The sequence below is a fragment of the Amycolatopsis rifamycinica genome (assembly GCF_000695625.1).
GTDB classification, from domain to species: domain Bacteria; phylum Actinomycetota; class Actinomycetes; order Mycobacteriales; family Pseudonocardiaceae; genus Amycolatopsis; species Amycolatopsis rifamycinica.
The window spans coordinates 115,431-132,312 of record NZ_JMQI01000050.1; the positions used below are offsets into that span (position 1 = coordinate 115,431).

Annotated in this window: 17 protein-coding genes; 4 read left to right on the top strand and 13 right to left on the bottom strand. The window is 72.7% G+C overall.

The window, feature by feature from the left end:
* Positions 1 to 40: 40 nt before the first annotated feature.
* Both DV20_RS23855 and DV20_RS23860 read right to left on the bottom strand, forming a co-directional pair.
* Positions 41 to 280, bottom strand: a complete 240-nt coding sequence (locus tag DV20_RS23855; protein WP_043783909.1) for a glutaredoxin family protein — start codon at positions 278 to 280, stop codon at positions 41 to 43.
* Positions 281 to 290: 10 nt separating this feature from the next.
* A complete protein-coding gene (locus tag DV20_RS23860) occupies positions 291 to 1,802 on the bottom strand; it encodes an AMP-binding protein (RefSeq protein ID WP_043783910.1) in 1,512 nt (503 codons plus the stop codon).
* Positions 1,803 to 2,116: 314 nt separating this feature from the next.
* Here DV20_RS23860 and DV20_RS23865 point away from each other — a divergent pair, with 314 nt between their 5' ends.
* The 4 genes from DV20_RS23865 (at position 2,117) to DV20_RS23880 (ending at position 6,009) form a co-directional block, all read left to right on the top strand.
* Positions 2,117 to 2,809, top strand: coding sequence for a sigma-70 family RNA polymerase sigma factor (locus tag DV20_RS23865; RefSeq protein ID WP_043783912.1), 693 nt, complete (start codon positions 2,117 to 2,119; stop codon positions 2,807 to 2,809).
* A gap of 113 nt (positions 2,810 to 2,922) precedes the next feature.
* On the top strand, positions 2,923 to 3,996 hold the full coding sequence (locus DV20_RS23870; RefSeq protein ID WP_043783913.1) for a DUF5667 domain-containing protein: 1,074 nt from the start codon (positions 2,923 to 2,925) through the stop codon (positions 3,994 to 3,996).
* A gap of 83 nt (positions 3,997 to 4,079) precedes the next feature.
* Entirely contained in the window at positions 4,080 to 4,997 is a 918-nt protein-coding gene (locus DV20_RS23875) for an HAD family hydrolase (protein WP_043783915.1), read from the top strand.
* A 70-nt stretch (positions 4,998 to 5,067) separates the two neighbouring features.
* Complete coding sequence (locus DV20_RS23880) at positions 5,068 to 6,009, top strand: CPBP family intramembrane glutamic endopeptidase (protein WP_043783917.1); 942 nt, start codon at positions 5,068 to 5,070, stop codon at positions 6,007 to 6,009.
* 4 nt (positions 6,010 to 6,013) lie between these two features.
* On the opposite strand, the gene DV20_RS23885 is transcribed toward DV20_RS23880, so the two are convergent.
* From DV20_RS23885 to DV20_RS23930, 11 genes are all read right to left on the bottom strand, one after another.
* Complete coding sequence (locus tag DV20_RS23885; RefSeq protein WP_043783919.1) at positions 6,014 to 7,063, bottom strand: lysophospholipid acyltransferase family protein; 1,050 nt, start codon at positions 7,061 to 7,063, stop codon at positions 6,014 to 6,016.
* Positions 7,060 to 8,103, bottom strand: coding sequence for an NAD-dependent epimerase/dehydratase family protein (locus tag DV20_RS23890; RefSeq protein ID WP_043783921.1), 1,044 nt, complete (start codon positions 8,101 to 8,103; stop codon positions 7,060 to 7,062). The genes DV20_RS23885 and DV20_RS23890 overlap by 4 nt, the downstream gene beginning before the upstream one ends.
* 263 nt (positions 8,104 to 8,366) lie before the next feature.
* Positions 8,367 to 8,468, bottom strand: a complete 102-nt coding sequence (locus DV20_RS44240; protein WP_007030867.1) for a 30S ribosomal protein bS22 — start codon at positions 8,466 to 8,468, stop codon at positions 8,367 to 8,369.
* A 164-nt stretch (positions 8,469 to 8,632) separates the two neighbouring features.
* Entirely contained in the window at positions 8,633 to 8,848 is a 216-nt protein-coding gene (locus tag DV20_RS23895; protein WP_013222402.1) for a helix-turn-helix domain-containing protein, read from the bottom strand.
* Positions 8,849 to 9,041: 193 nt separating this feature from the next.
* Positions 9,042 to 9,854, bottom strand: coding sequence for a pyrroline-5-carboxylate reductase (proC, locus tag DV20_RS23900; protein WP_043783923.1), 813 nt, complete (start codon positions 9,852 to 9,854; stop codon positions 9,042 to 9,044).
* A gap of 135 nt (positions 9,855 to 9,989) precedes the next feature.
* Positions 9,990 to 10,811: a thioesterase family protein gene (locus DV20_RS23905; RefSeq protein ID WP_043783925.1), complete on the bottom strand. Its 822-nt coding sequence runs from the start codon at positions 10,809 to 10,811 to the stop codon at positions 9,990 to 9,992.
* A gap of 133 nt (positions 10,812 to 10,944) precedes the next feature.
* A complete protein-coding gene (locus tag DV20_RS23910; protein WP_200876487.1) occupies positions 10,945 to 11,757 on the bottom strand; it encodes a sugar phosphate isomerase/epimerase family protein in 813 nt (270 codons plus the stop codon).
* 63 nt (positions 11,758 to 11,820) lie between these two features.
* Positions 11,821 to 13,548 carry a hypothetical protein gene (locus DV20_RS23915; RefSeq protein ID WP_200876488.1) on the bottom strand — a complete coding sequence of 576 codons (1,728 nt, stop codon included), beginning with the start codon at positions 13,546 to 13,548 and terminating at the stop codon, positions 11,821 to 11,823.
* Between the two features lie 157 nt (positions 13,549 to 13,705).
* Positions 13,706 to 14,689: a Ppx/GppA phosphatase family protein gene (locus tag DV20_RS23920; protein ID WP_043783927.1), complete on the bottom strand. Its 984-nt coding sequence runs from the start codon at positions 14,687 to 14,689 to the stop codon at positions 13,706 to 13,708.
* A 163-nt stretch (positions 14,690 to 14,852) separates the two neighbouring features.
* Positions 14,853 to 15,542, bottom strand: a complete 690-nt coding sequence (locus DV20_RS23925) for a response regulator transcription factor (protein WP_003062718.1) — start codon at positions 15,540 to 15,542, stop codon at positions 14,853 to 14,855.
* On the bottom strand, positions 15,539 to 16,780 hold the full coding sequence (locus DV20_RS23930) for a sensor histidine kinase (protein ID WP_043783931.1): 1,242 nt from the start codon (positions 16,778 to 16,780) through the stop codon (positions 15,539 to 15,541). Before DV20_RS23930 ends, DV20_RS23925 begins: the two co-directional genes overlap by 4 nt.
* Positions 16,781 to 16,882 lie beyond the last annotated feature (102 nt).

The window sequence follows — 16,882 nt, forward strand, 5'->3', positions numbered from 1 at the left end:
GCGAGCCGCCCGCGGCTGCCCGATGTGGCTTACGGACGTGTTACGGCCGCAGCGCTCGCCGCAGCCGGTCCTCTTCGACGCGCCAGTACCCGTGCTCGGCGCCGTCGACCAGGATCACCGGGACGCGGTCGCCGTACTCGGCACGCCACTCCGGGTCGGTGTCGACGTCCTCGGCCTTCCAAGCGACGCCGAGCTCCCCGCAGATCCGGGCGACGTCGGCCTCCGCGACCTCGCAGAGGTGGCAGCCGTCCCGGCCCATCACCGTCACTTCGTGCGCCATGCCGTCCTTCCTACCGCAGCCGCAGGCGGCGCAGCTTCCCGGTGGCCGAATGCGGCAGCGACTCGGCGAATTCCACCGCGTGCGGCACCTTGTACCCGGCCAGGTGGGCCGCACAGTGGTCGACGACCTGCTGCTCGGACAGCGAAGCCCCGGCCGCGGGCACGACGAACGCCTTGACCGCCTCGCCGCTGCGCTCGTCGACCACCCCGACGACCGCCGCCTCGGCCACCTCCGGCAGCTCGTCGATCACGGCCTCCACCTCGCGCGGGAAGACGTTGAAGCCGTTGACGATGATCAGGTCGTTGGCCCGGTCGACCAGGTGCAGGTCGCCGTCGGTGTCGAGGTAGCCGACGTCGCCGGTGCGGAACCAGCCCTCGTCGTCCGGCCCGTGGTCACCGTCGGGCCAGTAGCCGGAGAAGAGGTTGGCGCCGCGGATCGACACCAGCCCGGTCTCGCCCTCGGCCTCGAAGACGTCGTCGACGTCGTCCGGGTCGAGCGGCACGGCCTGGTCGCTGCCGTCGCTGTCGACCAGCCGCAGCTCGATCCCGGGCAGTGGCCGCCCGACCGAGCCCGGCTTCGGGTAGCCGGTGACCAGCGTCGAGGTCACCACCGGCGCGCATTCGGTGAGGCCGTAGCCCTCGAACACGTCGAGGCCGGTGGCCTCGCGGATCGCGGTCAGCACCTTCGGGTGCAGCGGCGCCGCACCCGAGGTCATCCGGCGCACGGTGGCCAGGCCGCGGCGGAGCTCGTCGGCGCCGAACGCGGCGAACTCGCCGTACATCGTCGGGACGCCGGTGATCGACGTGACGCGGTGTTCGGCGCAGTCGTCCAGCGTCCGCTGCGCTTCGAAGCGCTCCGACAGGACCGCGGTCGCGCCGACCGCGGTGGCCTGCAGGAGGCCGGGGCCGAGGCCGTAGACGTGGAACAGCGGGATGGTGATCAGCACGCGGTCGTCGTGCTCGAGGACGCCCTCGACCGCGCTGATCTGCTCGAGGTTCGCCAGCAGCGCGCGGTGCGACAGCATCACCCCGCGCGGCGGCCCGGTGGTGCCGGACGTGTACGAAACGACCGCGATGTCCTCCCCGGCCCGGCCGGCGTCGGGGACCTCGCCTCCTCCATCCGGGTCACCCACGGGCGTGAGACCGCTCACGCCGTCCGGGAGCTCTTCCGCCTCGTCGCGCTGGACGACGACCTTCGCGCCGCTGTGCTCCAGCAGCTTCTCGAGTTCGGGCCGGGGCACCTGCGGCGACAGCGGCACGACGACGGCTCCCGCCCGGAGCGCCCCGAAGAAGGCGACCACGAAGTCCACCGACGTCGGCAGCCGCAGCCCGACCCGGTCGCCCGGCCCGACGCCGGCGTCCGCCAGCCGGCGGGCCTGGGCCTGGGCGGCCGCGTCGACCTGGCGGTAGGTCAGGCCGCGTCCGGTGCCGGTTTCGACCACGGCCGGGTGCTCCGGCCACGTCGCCGCGGCCCGTGTGAGCAGCCCGCCGACCCCCGGCTGCGTCCCTCCTGGAGCACTCACCCGCGACCCACCTCTCCTCGCCCGGCGCCAACCGTTGCAAGTCTGTCATCTGAAGCGACGTCATGGGTGCTGACCGCGAGCGTTCCGTCTGCGCAACCCCGGAACCACTACCTACTTCGCGGTAACAACACGTATGCTGCACTGCGTCGCGCCGGTGGTGTTGATCACCGCCGCGGCCGGAGAGAGGGAGTCGCCGTGAGGAACTTGCCTGCCCACGAGGTCGTGGGGCACGCGAGCCTGCCGGCCCCTGCTCGTCCGGGTTCCGGGGGTACCGAGGCCCGCTGGGTCGAAGCCACCGCCGGAGGTGCCGCCCGATGACCGTCCCGACCGCCGTCAGCCGCAGGCCCGTCTTCATGTTCGCCGAGCGCGTCTTCGGACGGTCGGCGGCCGTGCCGCTGAGCAGGCAGGCCGCCGACGACGAACGCGCCGAGGCGGCGAAGGCCGAGGCCTGGGAGCTGGTGCGGGCCGCGCAGGACGGCGACTCGTCCGCCTTCGGCCGGCTCTACGACCGCTACGTCGACGTCGTCTACCGGTACGTGCTGTTCCGGCTCGGCGACCGCGACCTCGCCGAGGACGTCACCAGCGAGACGTTCCTGCGCGCGCTGCGCCGCATCACGTCGGTGAGCTACCAGGGACGTGACGTCGGGGCCTGGTTCGTCACCATCGCCCGCAACCTCGTGCTCGACCACGTCAAGTCGAGCCGGTTCAAGCTCGAAGTGGTCACCGACGAGGTGACCGAGCCCGGTTCGGCGCCGTTCGGCGTCGGCGCGAGCGCCCCGGCGGGCCCCGAGCAGGAGGCGATCAGCCGCGCCACCCGGGCCGAGCTGCTGCGCTGCGTCGCGGAACTGGGCGATGACCAGCGGGAATGCATTGTCCTGCGGTTCCTGCAGGGTCTGTCGGTGGCCGAGACGGCCGAGATCATGAACCGCAACGAGGGCGCGATCAAGGCGCTGCAGCACCGCGCGGTACGCCGATTGGCACAACTTCTGCCCACCGGATTGCGCTGAACCCGCGAACTTTCGCGTTCGTCGACCGAAACCGGTAACCCCGGCGGCTTCTGGATCGTTACCCACGCAGACCGGTGTCGGACCGGCCGAAGCCCGGGATGGAGACTAGCGCCGTGAGGTTTGCGCGTGAGCGAGCCGAGAGCGAGCGGTTCGCGCGTGCCCTGGAACCGTCGCCGGTACGCCGGGACGGCGAGTTCGCCGAAGAGCTCGCGCTCGTCGGCGCCCTGCGCGACCTCGGTGCGGCCGGTGCCCCGGACCTGGAGACGCGGCAGCGGATCCGCGCGGAGATCGCGGGCCGCCTGGAGACGGCGGCGGCCACCACTCCCCGTCGGAGGTGGCGGCCGCGGACCGCCGACCTGGTGGCCGCCGCGCTCTTCCTCGTCCTGATGCTGTCCGGGCTGACCCTGGTGCTCTCGCGAAGCGCGTTGCCCGGTGATCCGCTGTACAGCGTCAAACGCGCCGGCGAGTCGACCGCGCTGGGCCTGACGTTCGGCGAACAGGAGAAGGCGCGCAAGCACCTCGAGTTCGCCACCAACCGGATCACCGAGCTCGGCGAGCTGGCCGCCGAAGGCGCGGGCGAAGCCGACTACCGGACCGCGTACGACGACTTCGCCGCCGATCTGCGGGCCGGCGTCGCCCAGCTGGCCGCCGTGGCGACCAGCGACGGCAGCGGCACGCAGGCGCTCTCCGACGTCCGGCTGTGGGCCCGCAACCAGGCGGCGAGGCTGGCCGCGCTCCCGCCCCCGGCGGCCGCGGCGCCGGTGTTCGGCGGCGTCCGCGACCTGCTGGGCAAGGTGCAGGAGCGCACGAGCGGCCTGGTGGCGCGGATGAACTGCTACCAGATCACCACCGGCTCGGCCGACGACCTGGGCCCGCTGCCGGCGACCGGCGAGTGCACGCAGCGGCCCGCCCCGGCGGCCGGCGGCCGTCCGACGTCGGCGTCGTCGGACGCGCCCCCGCCGGCGGACAGCACGTCGCCGTCGCCGACGGGCACGCAGCTGCCGCCGTCGGACGCCGCGGCGACCCCGGGCATCCCGGCACCGAGCGGCGGGGTGACGCCGCCGCCGGTGTTCGGCCAGCCGTCGACGACGTCCCGGCCGCCGTCGACGCCCACCACGACGTCCCCGCCCCCGCTGGTGTCGATCCCGCCGCTGCTGCCGGGACTTCCGCCGATCGTGATCGGCTGAGGTCCGCCCCACACCTGCGACGGCGCGGTGGGCGGCTCGCTACGCTGTGCGAAGGACCGGGACGTGGCCAGACGTGGGCAAACGTGGAGGCGGTGGGCGTGTCAGCTTGGCGTGGCAGGGACAAGAGCCAGGAGCTCGAACGGCTCGCCGCGCTCGCGGGCGAGGCGTCGGCCGAGGCCGCCCACGCCCGGGTGGTCTCCGAGGCCGCCGAGCCCCCCGCCCCGCCCGCGCCGCCGGACCTGACCGCGGCCGCGTTCTTCGACGTCGACAACACGATGATGATGGGCGCGTCGATCTTCTACTTCGCCCGCGGGCTGGCGGCGCGCAAGTTCTTCACGTCGTCGGACCTGGCCGGGTTCGTCTGGGGCCAGATCAAGTTCCGCCTCGGCGGCCGGGAGAACAAAGAGGACATCAAGACCCACCGCGAGCGCGCACTGTCCTTTGTGGCCGGCCGCACGGTGGCGGAGCTGACCTCGATCAGCGAAGAGATCTACGACGAGCTGATGGCGGACAAGATCTGGTCCGGCACGCGGGCCCTGGCCCAGATGCACCTGGACGCGGGCCAGCGCGTCTGGCTGGTGACGGCCACCCCGATCGAGCTGGCGGCGATCATCTCCCGCCGCCTGGGTCTCACCGGCGCACTCGGCACGGTGGCGGAGACCCGCGACGGTGTGTACACGGGCCGTCTGGTCGGCGACCTGCTGCACGGCCGCGCGAAGGCGCACGCGGTGCGGGCGCTGGCGTCCCGTGAGGGCCTGAACCTCAAGCGCTGCACGGCGTACTCGGACTCGGCGAACGACATCCCGATGCTGTCGGTGGTGGGCACGGCGGTGGCGGTGAACCCCGACGGCGGGCTGCGCGACGTGGCCCGGGCGCGCGGCTGGGAAATCCGCGACTTCCGGACCGGCCGCAAGGCGGCGAAGATCGGCGTGCCGTCGGTGCTGGGCGCGGGTGCGCTGGCCGGCGCGGTCGCGGCCGGGATGGCCTACCGCCGCCGGTAGCGCCTGCGCTACCCCCTTTTCGGGTGCGCGCGGGAATGACCCGCCCGCCGCCGGCTGGTGTGCTTTTCCCATGGGAAAAGCAACTCCGGCGAAGGGCAGTGCGGTGGCGACCCGAGTGGACATCGAAAAGCGGGCCGGTGACGGGGGCAGGCTGCGGGACAGCATCCGCAGACACCCGCTCACCTGGTTCTTCGGCCTGGCCAACCTGCTGAGCTGGGTCGCGTGGACGCCCTACATCCTGTCGGAGAACGGGCTGGGCGTCCTGCACTTCCGCTTCCCGGAACTGCTCGGCACCGCCCAGCTCGCCGGCGTCCTGCCGGGCGCCTACCTCGGCCCGATCGGCGCCGCGTTCCTCGTCACCGCGATCGCCGACGGGCGGACCGGGCTCCGCCGCTGGACCGGGCGGCTGTTCAAGTGGCGCGTCCACTGGCTGTGGTACGTCGGCGTCGTGGTGAGCGTGCCGGCGCTGCTCACGATCGCCACGGTCGCGCTGTCGGAGCAGAACCCCCTGGTGCCGGCCGCGGCGACGCTGGTGGCCTACGTGCCGGGCCTGCTGCTGCAGATGGTCACGACCGGGCTCGCGGAGGAACCCGGCTGGCGGGACTTCGCCCTGCCTCGCCTCCAGCAGCGCTACGGCCCGCTCGGCGGCACGCTCATCCTCGGCCCGCTCTGGGGCGTGTGGCACCTGCCGCTGTTCTTCAGCGAGTGGGGTGGCTGGCCGGACGTCACCTGGTGGACGCCGATCGAGTTCATCGCCACCTGCGTCACCTTCAGCATCATCATGACCTGGGTGTTCAACCGCACCGGCCAGAGCCTGCCGCTGGCCATGCTGCTGCACACCAGCGTCAACAACTTCTTCTCCATCGCCTGGTCGGAGATGTTCCCGTCGCTGACGGCCCGGGACACGACCCACGCGTTCCTGCTCGCCTCGGCCGTGGTGGCGCTCGTCCTGCTCGTCGCGACCCGGGGACGGCTGGGCTACCGGCAGAAAGCCCGCGGGCTCGAGGCCTGAGCGCTCAGCCGCGGAAGACGGACTTCCGCTGGGAAAGCCGCTGGTACAGCGTCTGCTGGATGGACTCCCGGACCTGGTCGGTCAGCTGGAACACCAGCATCGGGTCGTCGACGGCGTCCGGGCCGTAGGAGTCCGTCTCGATCGGCGCGCCGAACTCGATGCTCCACTTCGTGGGGAGCGGGACGGCGCCCAGCAGGCCCAGCGCCGGGAAGAACGGCGTCACCGGGAAGTACGGCAGCCCGAGCATCCGGGCCAGCACCTTGATGTCGCCGAGTTTCGGGTAGATCTCCTCGGCGCCGATCACCGACACCGGGATGATCGGCACGCCTGCCCGCAGCGCGGCCGACACGAAGCCGCCGCGGCCGAAGCGCTGCAGCTTGTAGCGGGAGGCGAACGGCTTGCCGATCCCCTTGAAGCCCTCCGGCCACACCCCGACCAGCTCGCCCTTGCGCAGCAGGCGCTCGGCGTCCGCGTGGCAGGCCAGCGTCTGGCCGGACTTGCGGGCGAACGACCCCACCAGCGGGACCTGGAACACCAGGTCGGCGCCGAGGCCGCGCAGGTGACGGCCGCCCGTCTCGTCGTGGACGGCCACCGCCGTCATCAGGGAGTCGAGCGGGATCGTGCCCGAATGGTTGGACACCAGCAGCGCGCCGCCGGTCGTCGGGAGGTTTTCGACGCCGTACGTGTCGACGCGGAACCACTTCTTGTACAGCGCGCGCAGCGGCGGGAGGAACACGGCTTCGGTGAGCTCGGCGTCGAAGCCGAACTCGTCGACCGTGTAGTCGCCGGTCAGCCGGTCGCGGATGAAGCCGAGCGCCGAGCGCACGGCGTCCGAAAGCGGCTCGTCCGCGGCCGGCCGGTCGAAGCCGCCGCCGGGGAACGCCACGACCGGCGCGTCCACCCTGGCGGCTTCCGGCTCGCGGCGGTCCCGCTCGGCGTCCAGGGCCTCCGGCTTCTCCCGGCCCGGTCCGTGCAGGGGGATGACCTGCGCTTCGGCACCGCCCACCGTTCCCGCCTCGCTTTCGAAGTCGTCCGAGTCGTGCGGTTTGGTCACCGGCTCTGTCCCGTCGCGGCGGCGACGAGCACCCGGCCGGCCAGTCCGGCCAGCTTGCCGCCGTCGAGCACCGGACGGAGCCCGCGTCCCACGATGTAGTCGTCGAACGCCTCACGCGTGGTCCACCGCGGGGTGTACCCGAACTCCTGCTTCAGCTTGGCGATGTCGACGACCCGGCCGAAGTTCAGCAGCCGGACCTGGTCGGCGGAGAAGTCCACGACGCGGGCGCCGCGCAGGACCTTGCCGACCGACGGCACCACGCTCCGCGGCATCGGCAGCTCGACCCGGCCGGCTCGCCGGATCGCCTGTGAGAGGGTGAGTACCCCTTCCGCCCCGACGTTGAACACGCCGGGCTTGTCGTGCAAGGTCGCCCGCTCCAGCACGGACAGCGCGTCCGAAGAGTGCAGCAGCTGGATGCGCGCGTCGTAGCCGAAGACCGTCGGCACCACCGGCAGCGCGAAGTAGCGCGCGAGGACGGTGTCGGTCTCCGGACCGATGATGTTGGCGAAGCGGAACAGCGTCGTCGTGATGTCGGGGCGGCGGCGCACCAGACCGCGCACGTACCCCTCCATCTCGACGGCGTCCTTCGCGTATCCGCTGGTCGAGGTCGGGATGAGCTCGGAGTCCTCGGTGAACACCGCCTGCGAGCGGGCGCCGGCGCCGTAGACCGCGGCCGTCGACTTGACCACCAGCTTCCGGACCAGCGGCGAGCGCTGGCACGCGGCCAGCAGCCGCATGGTGCCGATGACGTTGACTTCCTTGATCGCCGTGCGGCGGCCCGGCCCGGCCGGGTGCGCGGTGCAGGAGGCGTGCACCACGGTGTCCACCTGGGCCGTGCTGATCACCTTGGCGATCAGCGGGTTCCTGATGTCCGCGCGGACGAACTCCGCGTGCCCCATGCGCTGCAGGACCGCCTTGTCCGGCGGCACGGTGTCGACACCGATGACCCGTTCGAAGTCGGGGTTGTTGCCCAGCCGGGCGAGCAGCTTGCCGCCCAGTTCGCCGGCGACCCCGGTGACGAGCACGATGTTCGACGGCATGCGACTCCCTGCGGCGTGGGGCAAGTGGGGGGTGGACGGTCACCCGAGGCGCGCGAACCTGCACTCGCTGGAGCATCGCGCGGACGCCATTGAGATGTTACCGCTCTTCAGTGGTAGCTCAGGGCCGTCTCACGTGCTATTAACACCGATTCCCCCGGAAAGCGACGAACGCCTCACTCGAACGGGGGGACCGGCCCACCACATGGACGTGGCCCGTCCAGAGACTGGACGGGCCACGATCACGCTCAGCTGAGCCGGCGGTCTTACTTGCCGGCCTTGCGCCGCTGCACTCGCGTGCGGCGAAGCAGCTTGCGGTGCTTCTTCTTGGACATGCGCTTGCGGCGCTTCTTGATCACAGAGCCCATGGGCGCTCCTTAGGTCGACGTCGGTCACGCTGCCCGGCGCAGCGTCCAACGGGTGGAGCGCACAGGCACGAGCGGTTTTCCAGGTTACCCGTCACCCGTGACGGACCGGTCGGGGGGCACACCGTAGCGCTGCGCGCCGCCGGCCACGGCGTGCCCTCCAAGGGTCAGCCCACGTCGTAATAGGCACCCTGCAGGTACTCGTGCACTGCTTTTTCCGGCACCCGGAAGGACTTCCCGACCCTGACGGCGGGCAGCTCACCCGAGTGCACGAGACGGTAGACGGTCATCTTGGAGACCCGCATCAGCGTGGCCACTTCGGCGACCGTCAGGAACTGGACCTGCCCGACAGCGGGCAAATCCTCCTTCTTGTTCGGCGACATGTTTACCGCGTCCTTCGACACGTGTCGCGCCACGAGGCTTCCCCACCTGTGGTATCGACACGCACGTGCTCTATCGAGAGTAGCGGGACTGGTGGGACTAATGCGACGCCTGTCACCGAGATGGGCCCCTACCAGCGCTAACGCACGAGCACCGGCGCGTGCAATACCCCGGCCATCGCCCTTTCCGGCGAAATCAGGCTTCTTCGTGCGCCTTGCCGAGCTCCACCGAACGGTCTTTCGCGGCCTCGATGGCGGCCAGCAGCGCCGCGCGGACGCCGTGCTTCTCGAGCTCGCGGATGGCGTTGATGGTCGTCCCGGCCGGCGACGTCACGGCCTCGCGCAGCAGCACGGGGTGCTCGTCGGATTCGGCCAGCATCTTCGCCGCGCCGACGGCCGACTGGATGATCAGCTGCCCGGCCAGCGCGCGCGGCAGGCCCAGCAGGATCCCGGCGTCGATCATGGCCTCGACCAGGTAGAAGAAGTAGGCGGGTCCGGACCCGGACAGCGCGGTGACGGCGTCCTGCTGGCTTTCGGGCACCTCGACGACCCGCCCGACGTGCGAGAGCAGGTCCCGCACGACGGCGAGGTGTTCGGCGGTCGCGTACCGGCCGGCGGAGATCGCGCTCATGGCCTCGTTGACCAGCATCGGCGTGTTCGGCATGACCCGGACGACGGGGACGCCCTCGGCGAGCCGCCGTTCGTACAGCGAGGTGGGCAGCCCGGCGCACAGCGAAACCACCAGCGAAGACGCCCCGAGCAGCGGCGCGAGTTCGTCGAGCACGGGCTCGATGTCCTGCGGCTTGACGGCGACGACCAGGATGTCGGCCCGCTTGGCGGCCTCCTCGACCTCGACGCCGCGGATGCCGTAGCGGCTGGTCAGCTCTTCGGCCCGCGCCGGGTACCGCTCGGTGAAGAGCAGGTCGCCGGGCTCGTGGCCGCCGTGCAGCAGCCCCGAGAGCAACGCCTCGCCGATCTTGCCCGCACCCAGCACCGCGATGACCGTCATGGGACCAAGCGTGCCAAACCCGCCCCGCCGGCCCGGGGCCGGGGCAACCCGGCAAACCGTGTCGTCCCCCCAATCACGCGTGATGCCCCCTCAATCACGCGTGATGCCCTCCAGTCACGCGTGATGCCCCTCCGGTCACGAGCCGCCGGGGGCCGGCGCCAGGCCCAGCTGGCGGGCCTGGCACACCAGCCGCCCCTGGGCGTCGACCACGGTCGCGTCCGAGTCGAACCAGGACTCGTTGACCGACCGTGACTCCACCACCACCCGCAGCCAGCCCGGCGCCGGGCGTGTCCGCAGCAACGCCGTCAGCTGGACCGTCGGCGCCCAGCCGACGCGGCCGAGGTTCATCACCACCGGCGGGTTCACGTCGGACGCCAGGAGCGAGAAGTACGGGTCGACCAGGCCGTACCGCGGCCGGACCCACAGCCGCATCCGGGGCGGCTCGCCCGTGCGGCCGGTCAGGTAGCCCGCCGTCGCCGGGTCCAGCCGGACCTCACAGCCCTTCGCCAGGTTGAACGGCCCCTCGGTGCTCTCCGCCAGCGCAAGCGCGCCCGGTGGCGGCTCGGCGGGCATCGACGGCACGTCGGTCCACTCCGGGCGCCGCATCGGCAGCCGTCCCGTCGTCACCCTGGCTTCGACGCAGCTGCGGCCGCGCTGCTCCAGGCGGACCTCGACCACCGTCGCGCGGCGGCCGACCTTGCGGACGTCCGTGCGCAGCAGCACCGGGCCGAGCGCCGGCGCGTGCAGGAACTCCGCGCTGACGACCAGCGGCTCCGCGTGCGGCTCACCGCGCTCGTGCAGGGCGGAGACCGCCGCCCGGGCCAGCAGAGCGAGCAGGAAACCCCCGTGCGGGTGCGAGCCGATGGCCCATTCCGCACGCAGCACCGCGGTGAAGGTGCCGTCCCCCAGCGACCGCGCCGCACTCGCCGTGTCGAAGGACACGGCGGTGCCGTCCATTGCGCTCACGAACGGCCCACGCCATTTCGGGAATCCGGGTGGGTGACAAGCAACGAGAGCGACGGGTTCACGGTCCGAACTTTACGGGTTGGACCGGCGGAAACGCACTCGGGAGTAGCCACGCGGGGCGTGGTTATTGCCCGAGGTGGAACCGCGCGAACAGCAACGCCTCGGCCAGATCCCGGACGCGGTGGGCCGCGGTGACGGCGTGCCGGGTGTTGATCTCCAGCACGATCTGGCCGGCGAAACCGTTGCTGACCAGCTTCTCGAGCAGTTCGGCGCACGGCTGGCCGCCGCGTCCGGGTACCAGGTGCTCGTCCTTCGGGACGCCGGTGCCGTCGGCCAGGTGGACGTGCGAGAGGCCGTCGCCCATCCGCTGGGCGAGCGCCAGCGCGTCCATCTCGGCCGCCGCGGTGTGGGACAGGTCGAGCGTGTAGTGCCGGAACCCGACGTCCGTCGGATCGATCGACGGCCGGAACGCGGACACCCGCGAATTCTTCGCGCCACCGGGCGGCCGGACCTTGAACATGTTTTCCACGGCGATTTCGACGCCGCTGGACTCCTCCAGTTCGGCGACCAGATCGGCGAACGCGTCCCCGTACCGGCGCTGCCAGCGGAACGGCGGGTGCACCACCACCGTGCGCGCGCCGAGCTCGAGCGCGGCGTCGACCGACATCCGCAGCCGCACGACGGGGTCCGGCGACCAGATCCGCTGGGTGATCAGCAGCGACGGCGAGTGCACCGACAGCACGGGCACGCCGGTGCGCCGCGACCAGCGCCGCAGCGCCGTGACGTCCTGGCTGACCGGGTCGGCCCAGACCATCACCTCGACGCCGTCGTAGCCGAGCTCGGCGGCCAGCTCGAAGGCCGTGCCCGCCTTGAGGGGCCACACGGACGCCGTGCTGAGGCCGACGGGGACCGGCTGCTCGTCTGTCACGCGCGCCATCCTGCCTCCCGCGCGGTGGGTGCGCGGCGCCGCCGGGCCGCCAACGCGACGCGGATCACCGCGTCAGCGGCCGACCAGCAGCAACGCAGCCGGCGAAACCGTCACCACCAAGCCCACCAGCACCGCCAGCACCGTGGTCTGCAGGTCTTCGGCGCGGCGGATCTTCCGCACGATCCAGACCAGCGCGACGACCACCAGCAGGGCGGCGATGAGCGCGGCGGCCGGGATGTTCACCCACAGCCAGTTGAAGCCGAGCCAGACGGCCGCGCCGCCGACGACACCCATCGCCAGCTGGCCGGCCAGTGCCAGCCACTGCTTGCCGGGCGAGGCCGCCGGCTCCGGCTCGGCGACCGGCTCGGGCGCGTCGTCGTAGTCGTCGTCCTCGTAGCCTTCGCCCTGCTCGTAGCCGTAGTCGTCCTGCTCGAAGTCCGGGCCGTCCGCGGGGTAGTCGTCGGTGAACTCGCGCTCGTAGGGCGCGAGGTCGTCCGGGATCGGGGCCCGCGAAGCCCGGTCGCCGGGCGCGAACGGCATCGGCGGCGGGTACGCGCCGGTCGGCGGGCCCGCGTCGTAGGCGGCCTGGTAGCCGCTGCTCTCCGGGGCGAAGCCGTCGGGCTCGAAGTCGTCCTCGGGGTAGCCGTCGTCCGGGGCGTCGGTGGGCACCGCCGGCATGACGCCGATCTCGGTGTCCTCCATCTGCTCCTTCTGGCGCCGCTTGCGCCAGTTCGCCAGCCCCGCGGGCGAGGACGGCTCCGGCGGCTCGGGCTTCTTGCCCTTCGGCGGCACCGGCGGCGCCGGCGGAACGGGCGGCTCGTCGTCCGGAACCGCCGAGAACTGCTCGGTGTGGTCCTCGCGCTTCGGCTCCGGACGGCGCGACGGGGCGCGGCGCGGGCGGCCGGGCGCGGCGGGCGGCGTCGCGAACGACCCGCCGGCCATCGGGGGTGGCGGGACGTCGATGTCGGCGTCCGGGGTGCCGTTGAGGCCGTCGAGGCGGGCCGACAGCGGGCCGCCGGGCGGCGGCGGGGGTGTCGGCAGCTGCTGAGACGGCTGGGGCGGCACGGGCAGCTGCTGCGAGGGCTGCGGCGGGCCCGGGCGGCGCCGGACCGGCGGGACGGCCGCGCGGGTCTCCTCGGCGGACGGCGGGATCGGCAGCTTCTGCGACGGCGGCGGCACCGGCAGCTGCTGCGACGGCTGCGGCGGCACGGGCAGCTGCTGGGACGGCTGCGACGGCGGGGGCTGGCGGCGCGGCGCGGCGCGCGGCGGCACCGGCGGCTGCGCCGGCTCCTGCGGCCGCGGCGGCACCGGGTGCGGCCCGGACTCCTGCGGGCGCGCGAACTGGCCCGATTCCTGCGGCGGCCGGGCGAACTGGCCCGACTCCTGCGGGACCGGGCGGGCGTACTGGCCGGACTCGGCGCCGCCGGGGGCGGGCCGCGCCGGGGGCGGCGGCACCGGCCGGGGCAGCGGCTGGGAGTCCTGCGGGACCACGCGGGGCGCGGGCGGCGGCGGGGACGGCGGCTCGGCACGGCGCCGCCCGGCGGGCCGGGCCGGCGGGGCGGGCGGTGGCGTGCCCTCGGCGGCCACCCGGTCGATGATCGCCTGGGGGCCGGTGTCGCTCACGCCGGGGCGCCGGTGCGAGCCGGTCGCCGCGGGCGGGGCTTCGGGGGTGCCGGGCTCGTCGTCGTCATCGGCGGCGCGCCGGCGGCGACGGCGTCCGCCGTCGACCTGGGCACCGTGCTGGGCGAGCAGCTCAGCCACGGTCTTCTGCGGCTGGTCGCCTCCGGTCTGGTCCGTCATACCTGGTGATCCCCTGCGCGCTCTGGGTTCTCGGCACTCGGCGGAGCGGTACCCGACGGCACACCGGCGGCGCCGCGCGCGCTGTACACCGACCTCTGCATGTCCGTCACCTCTCCACCGTGCCCGTTGTCCGTCCGGGAAGTCCAGCCGCGTGCTTTCACCGGTCCTCCTGTGCGCCGAAGCGCCCCACGAGGGCGGCTCCAGTCTCATCCGCGCCGTTCGAATGGTCCAGCCGCCGCAGGATGACACCCTCTCGCAGAGCCCACGGGCAGATCTCGAGTTCCGGCACACCGAGCGCCCGCATCGTGGCCTGCGCGACGAGCGCACCCGCCACGAGCTGGTGCGACCGGCTCGAACTGACGCCCTCGAGCTGGGCGAGATCGGCCGACGGCATCCGCGAGATGAAGGCCAGGAGCTGGCGCAATGCGGTGTCCGAGAGCGTACGTCGGACACGCGGGCCCGCCGCCGAGGGGGCGGCGCCGGTCAGCCGGGCGAGCGAGCGGAACGTCTTCGACGTCGCCACGACCCGATCAGGTTCACCCCATTTGGTGACCTTGCGCGCGAGGTCGGTGAGCTGGTCGTCCAGCCACGCCGACGTCGAGACGAGTTCCGAGCGCGTCGGCGGGTCGTGCCGGAAGCGGGTCCGCGTGGTGCGGCCGGCGCCCAGGGGCAGCGATTCGGCCAGCACGGGCTCTTCGTCGCGGCCCATGGCGACCTCGAGGGAGCCGCCGCCGATGTCGAGCACCAGCAGCTGCCCGGCCGACCAGCCGTACCAGCGGCGGACGGCGAGGAACGTGAGCCTCGCTTCGTCGGTGCCCGAAAGGACCTGGAGGTCGACGCCGGTTTCCTCGGCGACCCGCGCGAGCACCTTGGCGGAGTTCTTGGCCTCGCGGACCGCGGAGGTGGCGAACGCCATGACCTCTTCGCAGCCGAGCCGCGCGGCGGCTTCCTTCGCGGACTGGACCGCGGTGCAGAGCTCGTCGGCCCCGGCCTTGCTGAGCTCGCCACCGCGGGTGATCCGCTCGGCCAGCCGCAGCACGGACTTCTCGGAATGCATCGGCGTCGGGTGGGCGCCACGGTGGGCGTCGACCACGAGCAGGTGGACGGTGTTGGAACCGACGTCGAGTACCCCTAGGCGCACGGGGGTCCAGCGTACCGGCCCCAGCGCCAGGTCTCGAACATGTAACCAACAACACTCGGTGCGGCCTCGTCCCGGCGCGCCTTCCCGCCTCCGGAGCGGCACTTTCACGTGAAAGTGACCTGGAGCGCCCACTCCGGATCACTTTCACGTGAAAGTGACCGTCCTACGTCTCGAACTTGTAGCCCAGGCCGCGCACCGTGACGAGGTGCCGCGGCGAGCCGGGGTCCGGTTCGATCTTCGAGCGCAGCCGCTTCACGTGGACGTCGAGGGTCTTCGTGTCGCCGACGTAGTCCGCGCCCCACACCCGGTCGATCAGCTGCCCGCGCGTCAGCACCCGGCCGACGTTGCGGAGCAGGTACTCCAGCAGGTCGAACTCCTTGAGCGGGAGCGACACCTCGGCGCCGTCCACGGTCACCACGTGCCGCTCGACGTCCATCCGCACCGGTCCCGCCGAGAGGACCAGCGGGGCCAGCTCCCCTTCGGAGCCCGGCTCGCCGCCGCGCCGGAGCACCGCCCGCACCCGCGCGATGAGCTCGCGGGCCGAGTACGGCTTGGTGACGTAGTCGTCCGCGCCCAGCTCCAGGCCCACGACCTTGTCGATCTCGCTGTCGCGCGCGGTCACCATGATGACCGGCACGGCCGAGCGCTGGCGCAGCTGCTTGCAGACGTCGGTGCCGCTCATCCCGGGCAGCATGAGGTCGAGCAGCACGATGTCGGCGCCGTTGCGGTCGAACTCCTCCAGTGCGGCCTGGCCGGTGCCGGCCACGGCCGCGGTGAACCCTTCCTTGCGCAGCAGGAAGGCGAGGGGGTCGGCGAACGACTCCTCGTCCTCGACGATGAGAACCCTGGTCACAGGTTTCCTCCATGATCTGGGCTGTCCTGCCCGGTAACCACGAGCCTCGGGGTGCGCTCGGGGGTCTTCTCCTGCCGCGGTGCCGGCGAGGTCTTGGCCGCCCGCGCCGGCTCGGCGGCCGGGTCGGGGCTGACGTGCGCGGGGATGCGCAGGGTGAACGTCGAGCCGGTGCCGGGACGGCTCCACAGGCCGACCGAGCCACCGTGGTTCGCCGCGACGTGCTTGACGATCGCCAGGCCGAGGCCGGTGCCGCCGGTGGCGCGGGACCGGGCCTTGTCCGCGCGGTAGAAGCGCTCGAACACGCGCTGCTGCTCGTCCTCGGCGATGCCGATGCCGCGGTCGGTGACGGCGATCTCGACCATGCCGTCGGCGAGCCGCCGGGAGATCGACACCGGGCTCCCCGCCGGCGAGTAGTTGACCGCGTTCTCCAGCAGGTTCGACAGCGCGGTGACCAGCAGCGTGCGGTCCCCCTCGACGAGCAGGCCGCTGGGGTGGTCGGTGGTGATCCGGATGTCGGCCGACTCGGCCGAGAGCGTCGTGCGGCCGAGCGCCTCGCGCACGACCGCGTCGACCTCGACGACGTTGAGGTCGGGCAGCCGTTCGGCGCCCTGCAGCCGGGACAGCGCGATCAGCTCGGTGACGAGCTGGCCGAGCCGGGTGGACTCGCGCAGGATCTTGCCGCCGAAGCGGCGGACCTCGGCGACGTCCTCGGCGGCGTCGAGGACGGCCTCGGTGAGCAGCGCGATCGCGCCCACCGGGGTCTTGAGCTCGTGGCTGACGTTGGCGACGAAGTCGCGGCGCACGGCTTCCAGCCGGATGGCCTCGGAGTGGTCGACGGCCTCGACGACGGTGAAGCCGTCGCCGAGCGGCCGGACCTGGCCGAGGACCGCCTCCGGCTGGCGGCCGCGCGCTTCGAGCGGGGACAGGTCGATTTCCAGCGGCTCGTCGGTCTCGGTGACCTGCTCGGCGGCCTTGCGGGCCCGCGGGTCGGCCCGGTTGACCCTCACCAGGCCGAGCTCGTAGGCGCGCGGGTTGTGCAGCACCATGTCGCCGAAGCGGTTGAGCACGACGATGCCGTTGTTGGAGGAGCGGACCAGCCGTTCGAGGAGCTCCGCGACGGTCGGGCCCAGTGGCCGGGCCTCCTCGCGGCGGGTGCGTGCCCGCGCCAGGAGGTAGCCGACCACCGCACCGGCCACCAGTGCGCCGATGGCCAGAGCGAGTGAAACAGGCGTGGTCACGGGCCGATCGTAAGCTGAGAAGTGGCCCTTCGGCCTAGCGTTGTCCGCCTTGTCGTGAGCACCGCGACACCTGCGGAGGACATGTTCGCCGGGGCTTCAGGC

Bases quoted from the DNA above. Each gene is read 5' to 3' on its own strand.
- DV20_RS23855 (WP_043783909.1), bottom strand. From the start codon at position 280: ATGGCGCACGAAGTGACGGTGATGGGCCGGGACGGCTGCCACCTCTGC.
- DV20_RS23865 (WP_043783912.1), top strand. From the start codon at position 2,117: ATGACCGTCCCGACCGCCGTCAGCCGCAGGCCCGTCTTCATGTTCGCC.
- DV20_RS23880 (WP_043783917.1), top strand. From the start codon at position 5,068: ATGGGAAAAGCAACTCCGGCGAAGGGCAGTGCGGTGGCGACCCGAGTG.
- DV20_RS23890 (WP_043783921.1), bottom strand. From the start codon at position 8,103: ATGCCGTCGAACATCGTGCTCGTCACCGGGGTCGCCGGCGAACTGGGC.
- DV20_RS44240 (WP_007030867.1), bottom strand. From the start codon at position 8,468: ATGGGCTCTGTGATCAAGAAGCGCCGCAAGCGCATGTCCAAGAAGAAG.
- DV20_RS23895 (WP_013222402.1), bottom strand. From the start codon at position 8,848: ATGTCGCCGAACAAGAAGGAGGATTTGCCCGCTGTCGGGCAGGTCCAG.
- proC (WP_043783923.1), bottom strand. From the start codon at position 9,854: ATGACGGTCATCGCGGTGCTGGGTGCGGGCAAGATCGGCGAGGCGTTG.
- DV20_RS23905 (WP_043783925.1), bottom strand. From the start codon at position 10,811: ATGGACGGCACCGCCGTGTCCTTCGACACGGCGAGTGCGGCGCGGTCG.
- DV20_RS23910 (WP_200876487.1), bottom strand. From the start codon at position 11,757: ATGGCGCGCGTGACAGACGAGCAGCCGGTCCCCGTCGGCCTCAGCACG.
- DV20_RS23915 (WP_200876488.1), bottom strand. From the start codon at position 13,548: ATGACGGACCAGACCGGAGGCGACCAGCCGCAGAAGACCGTGGCTGAG.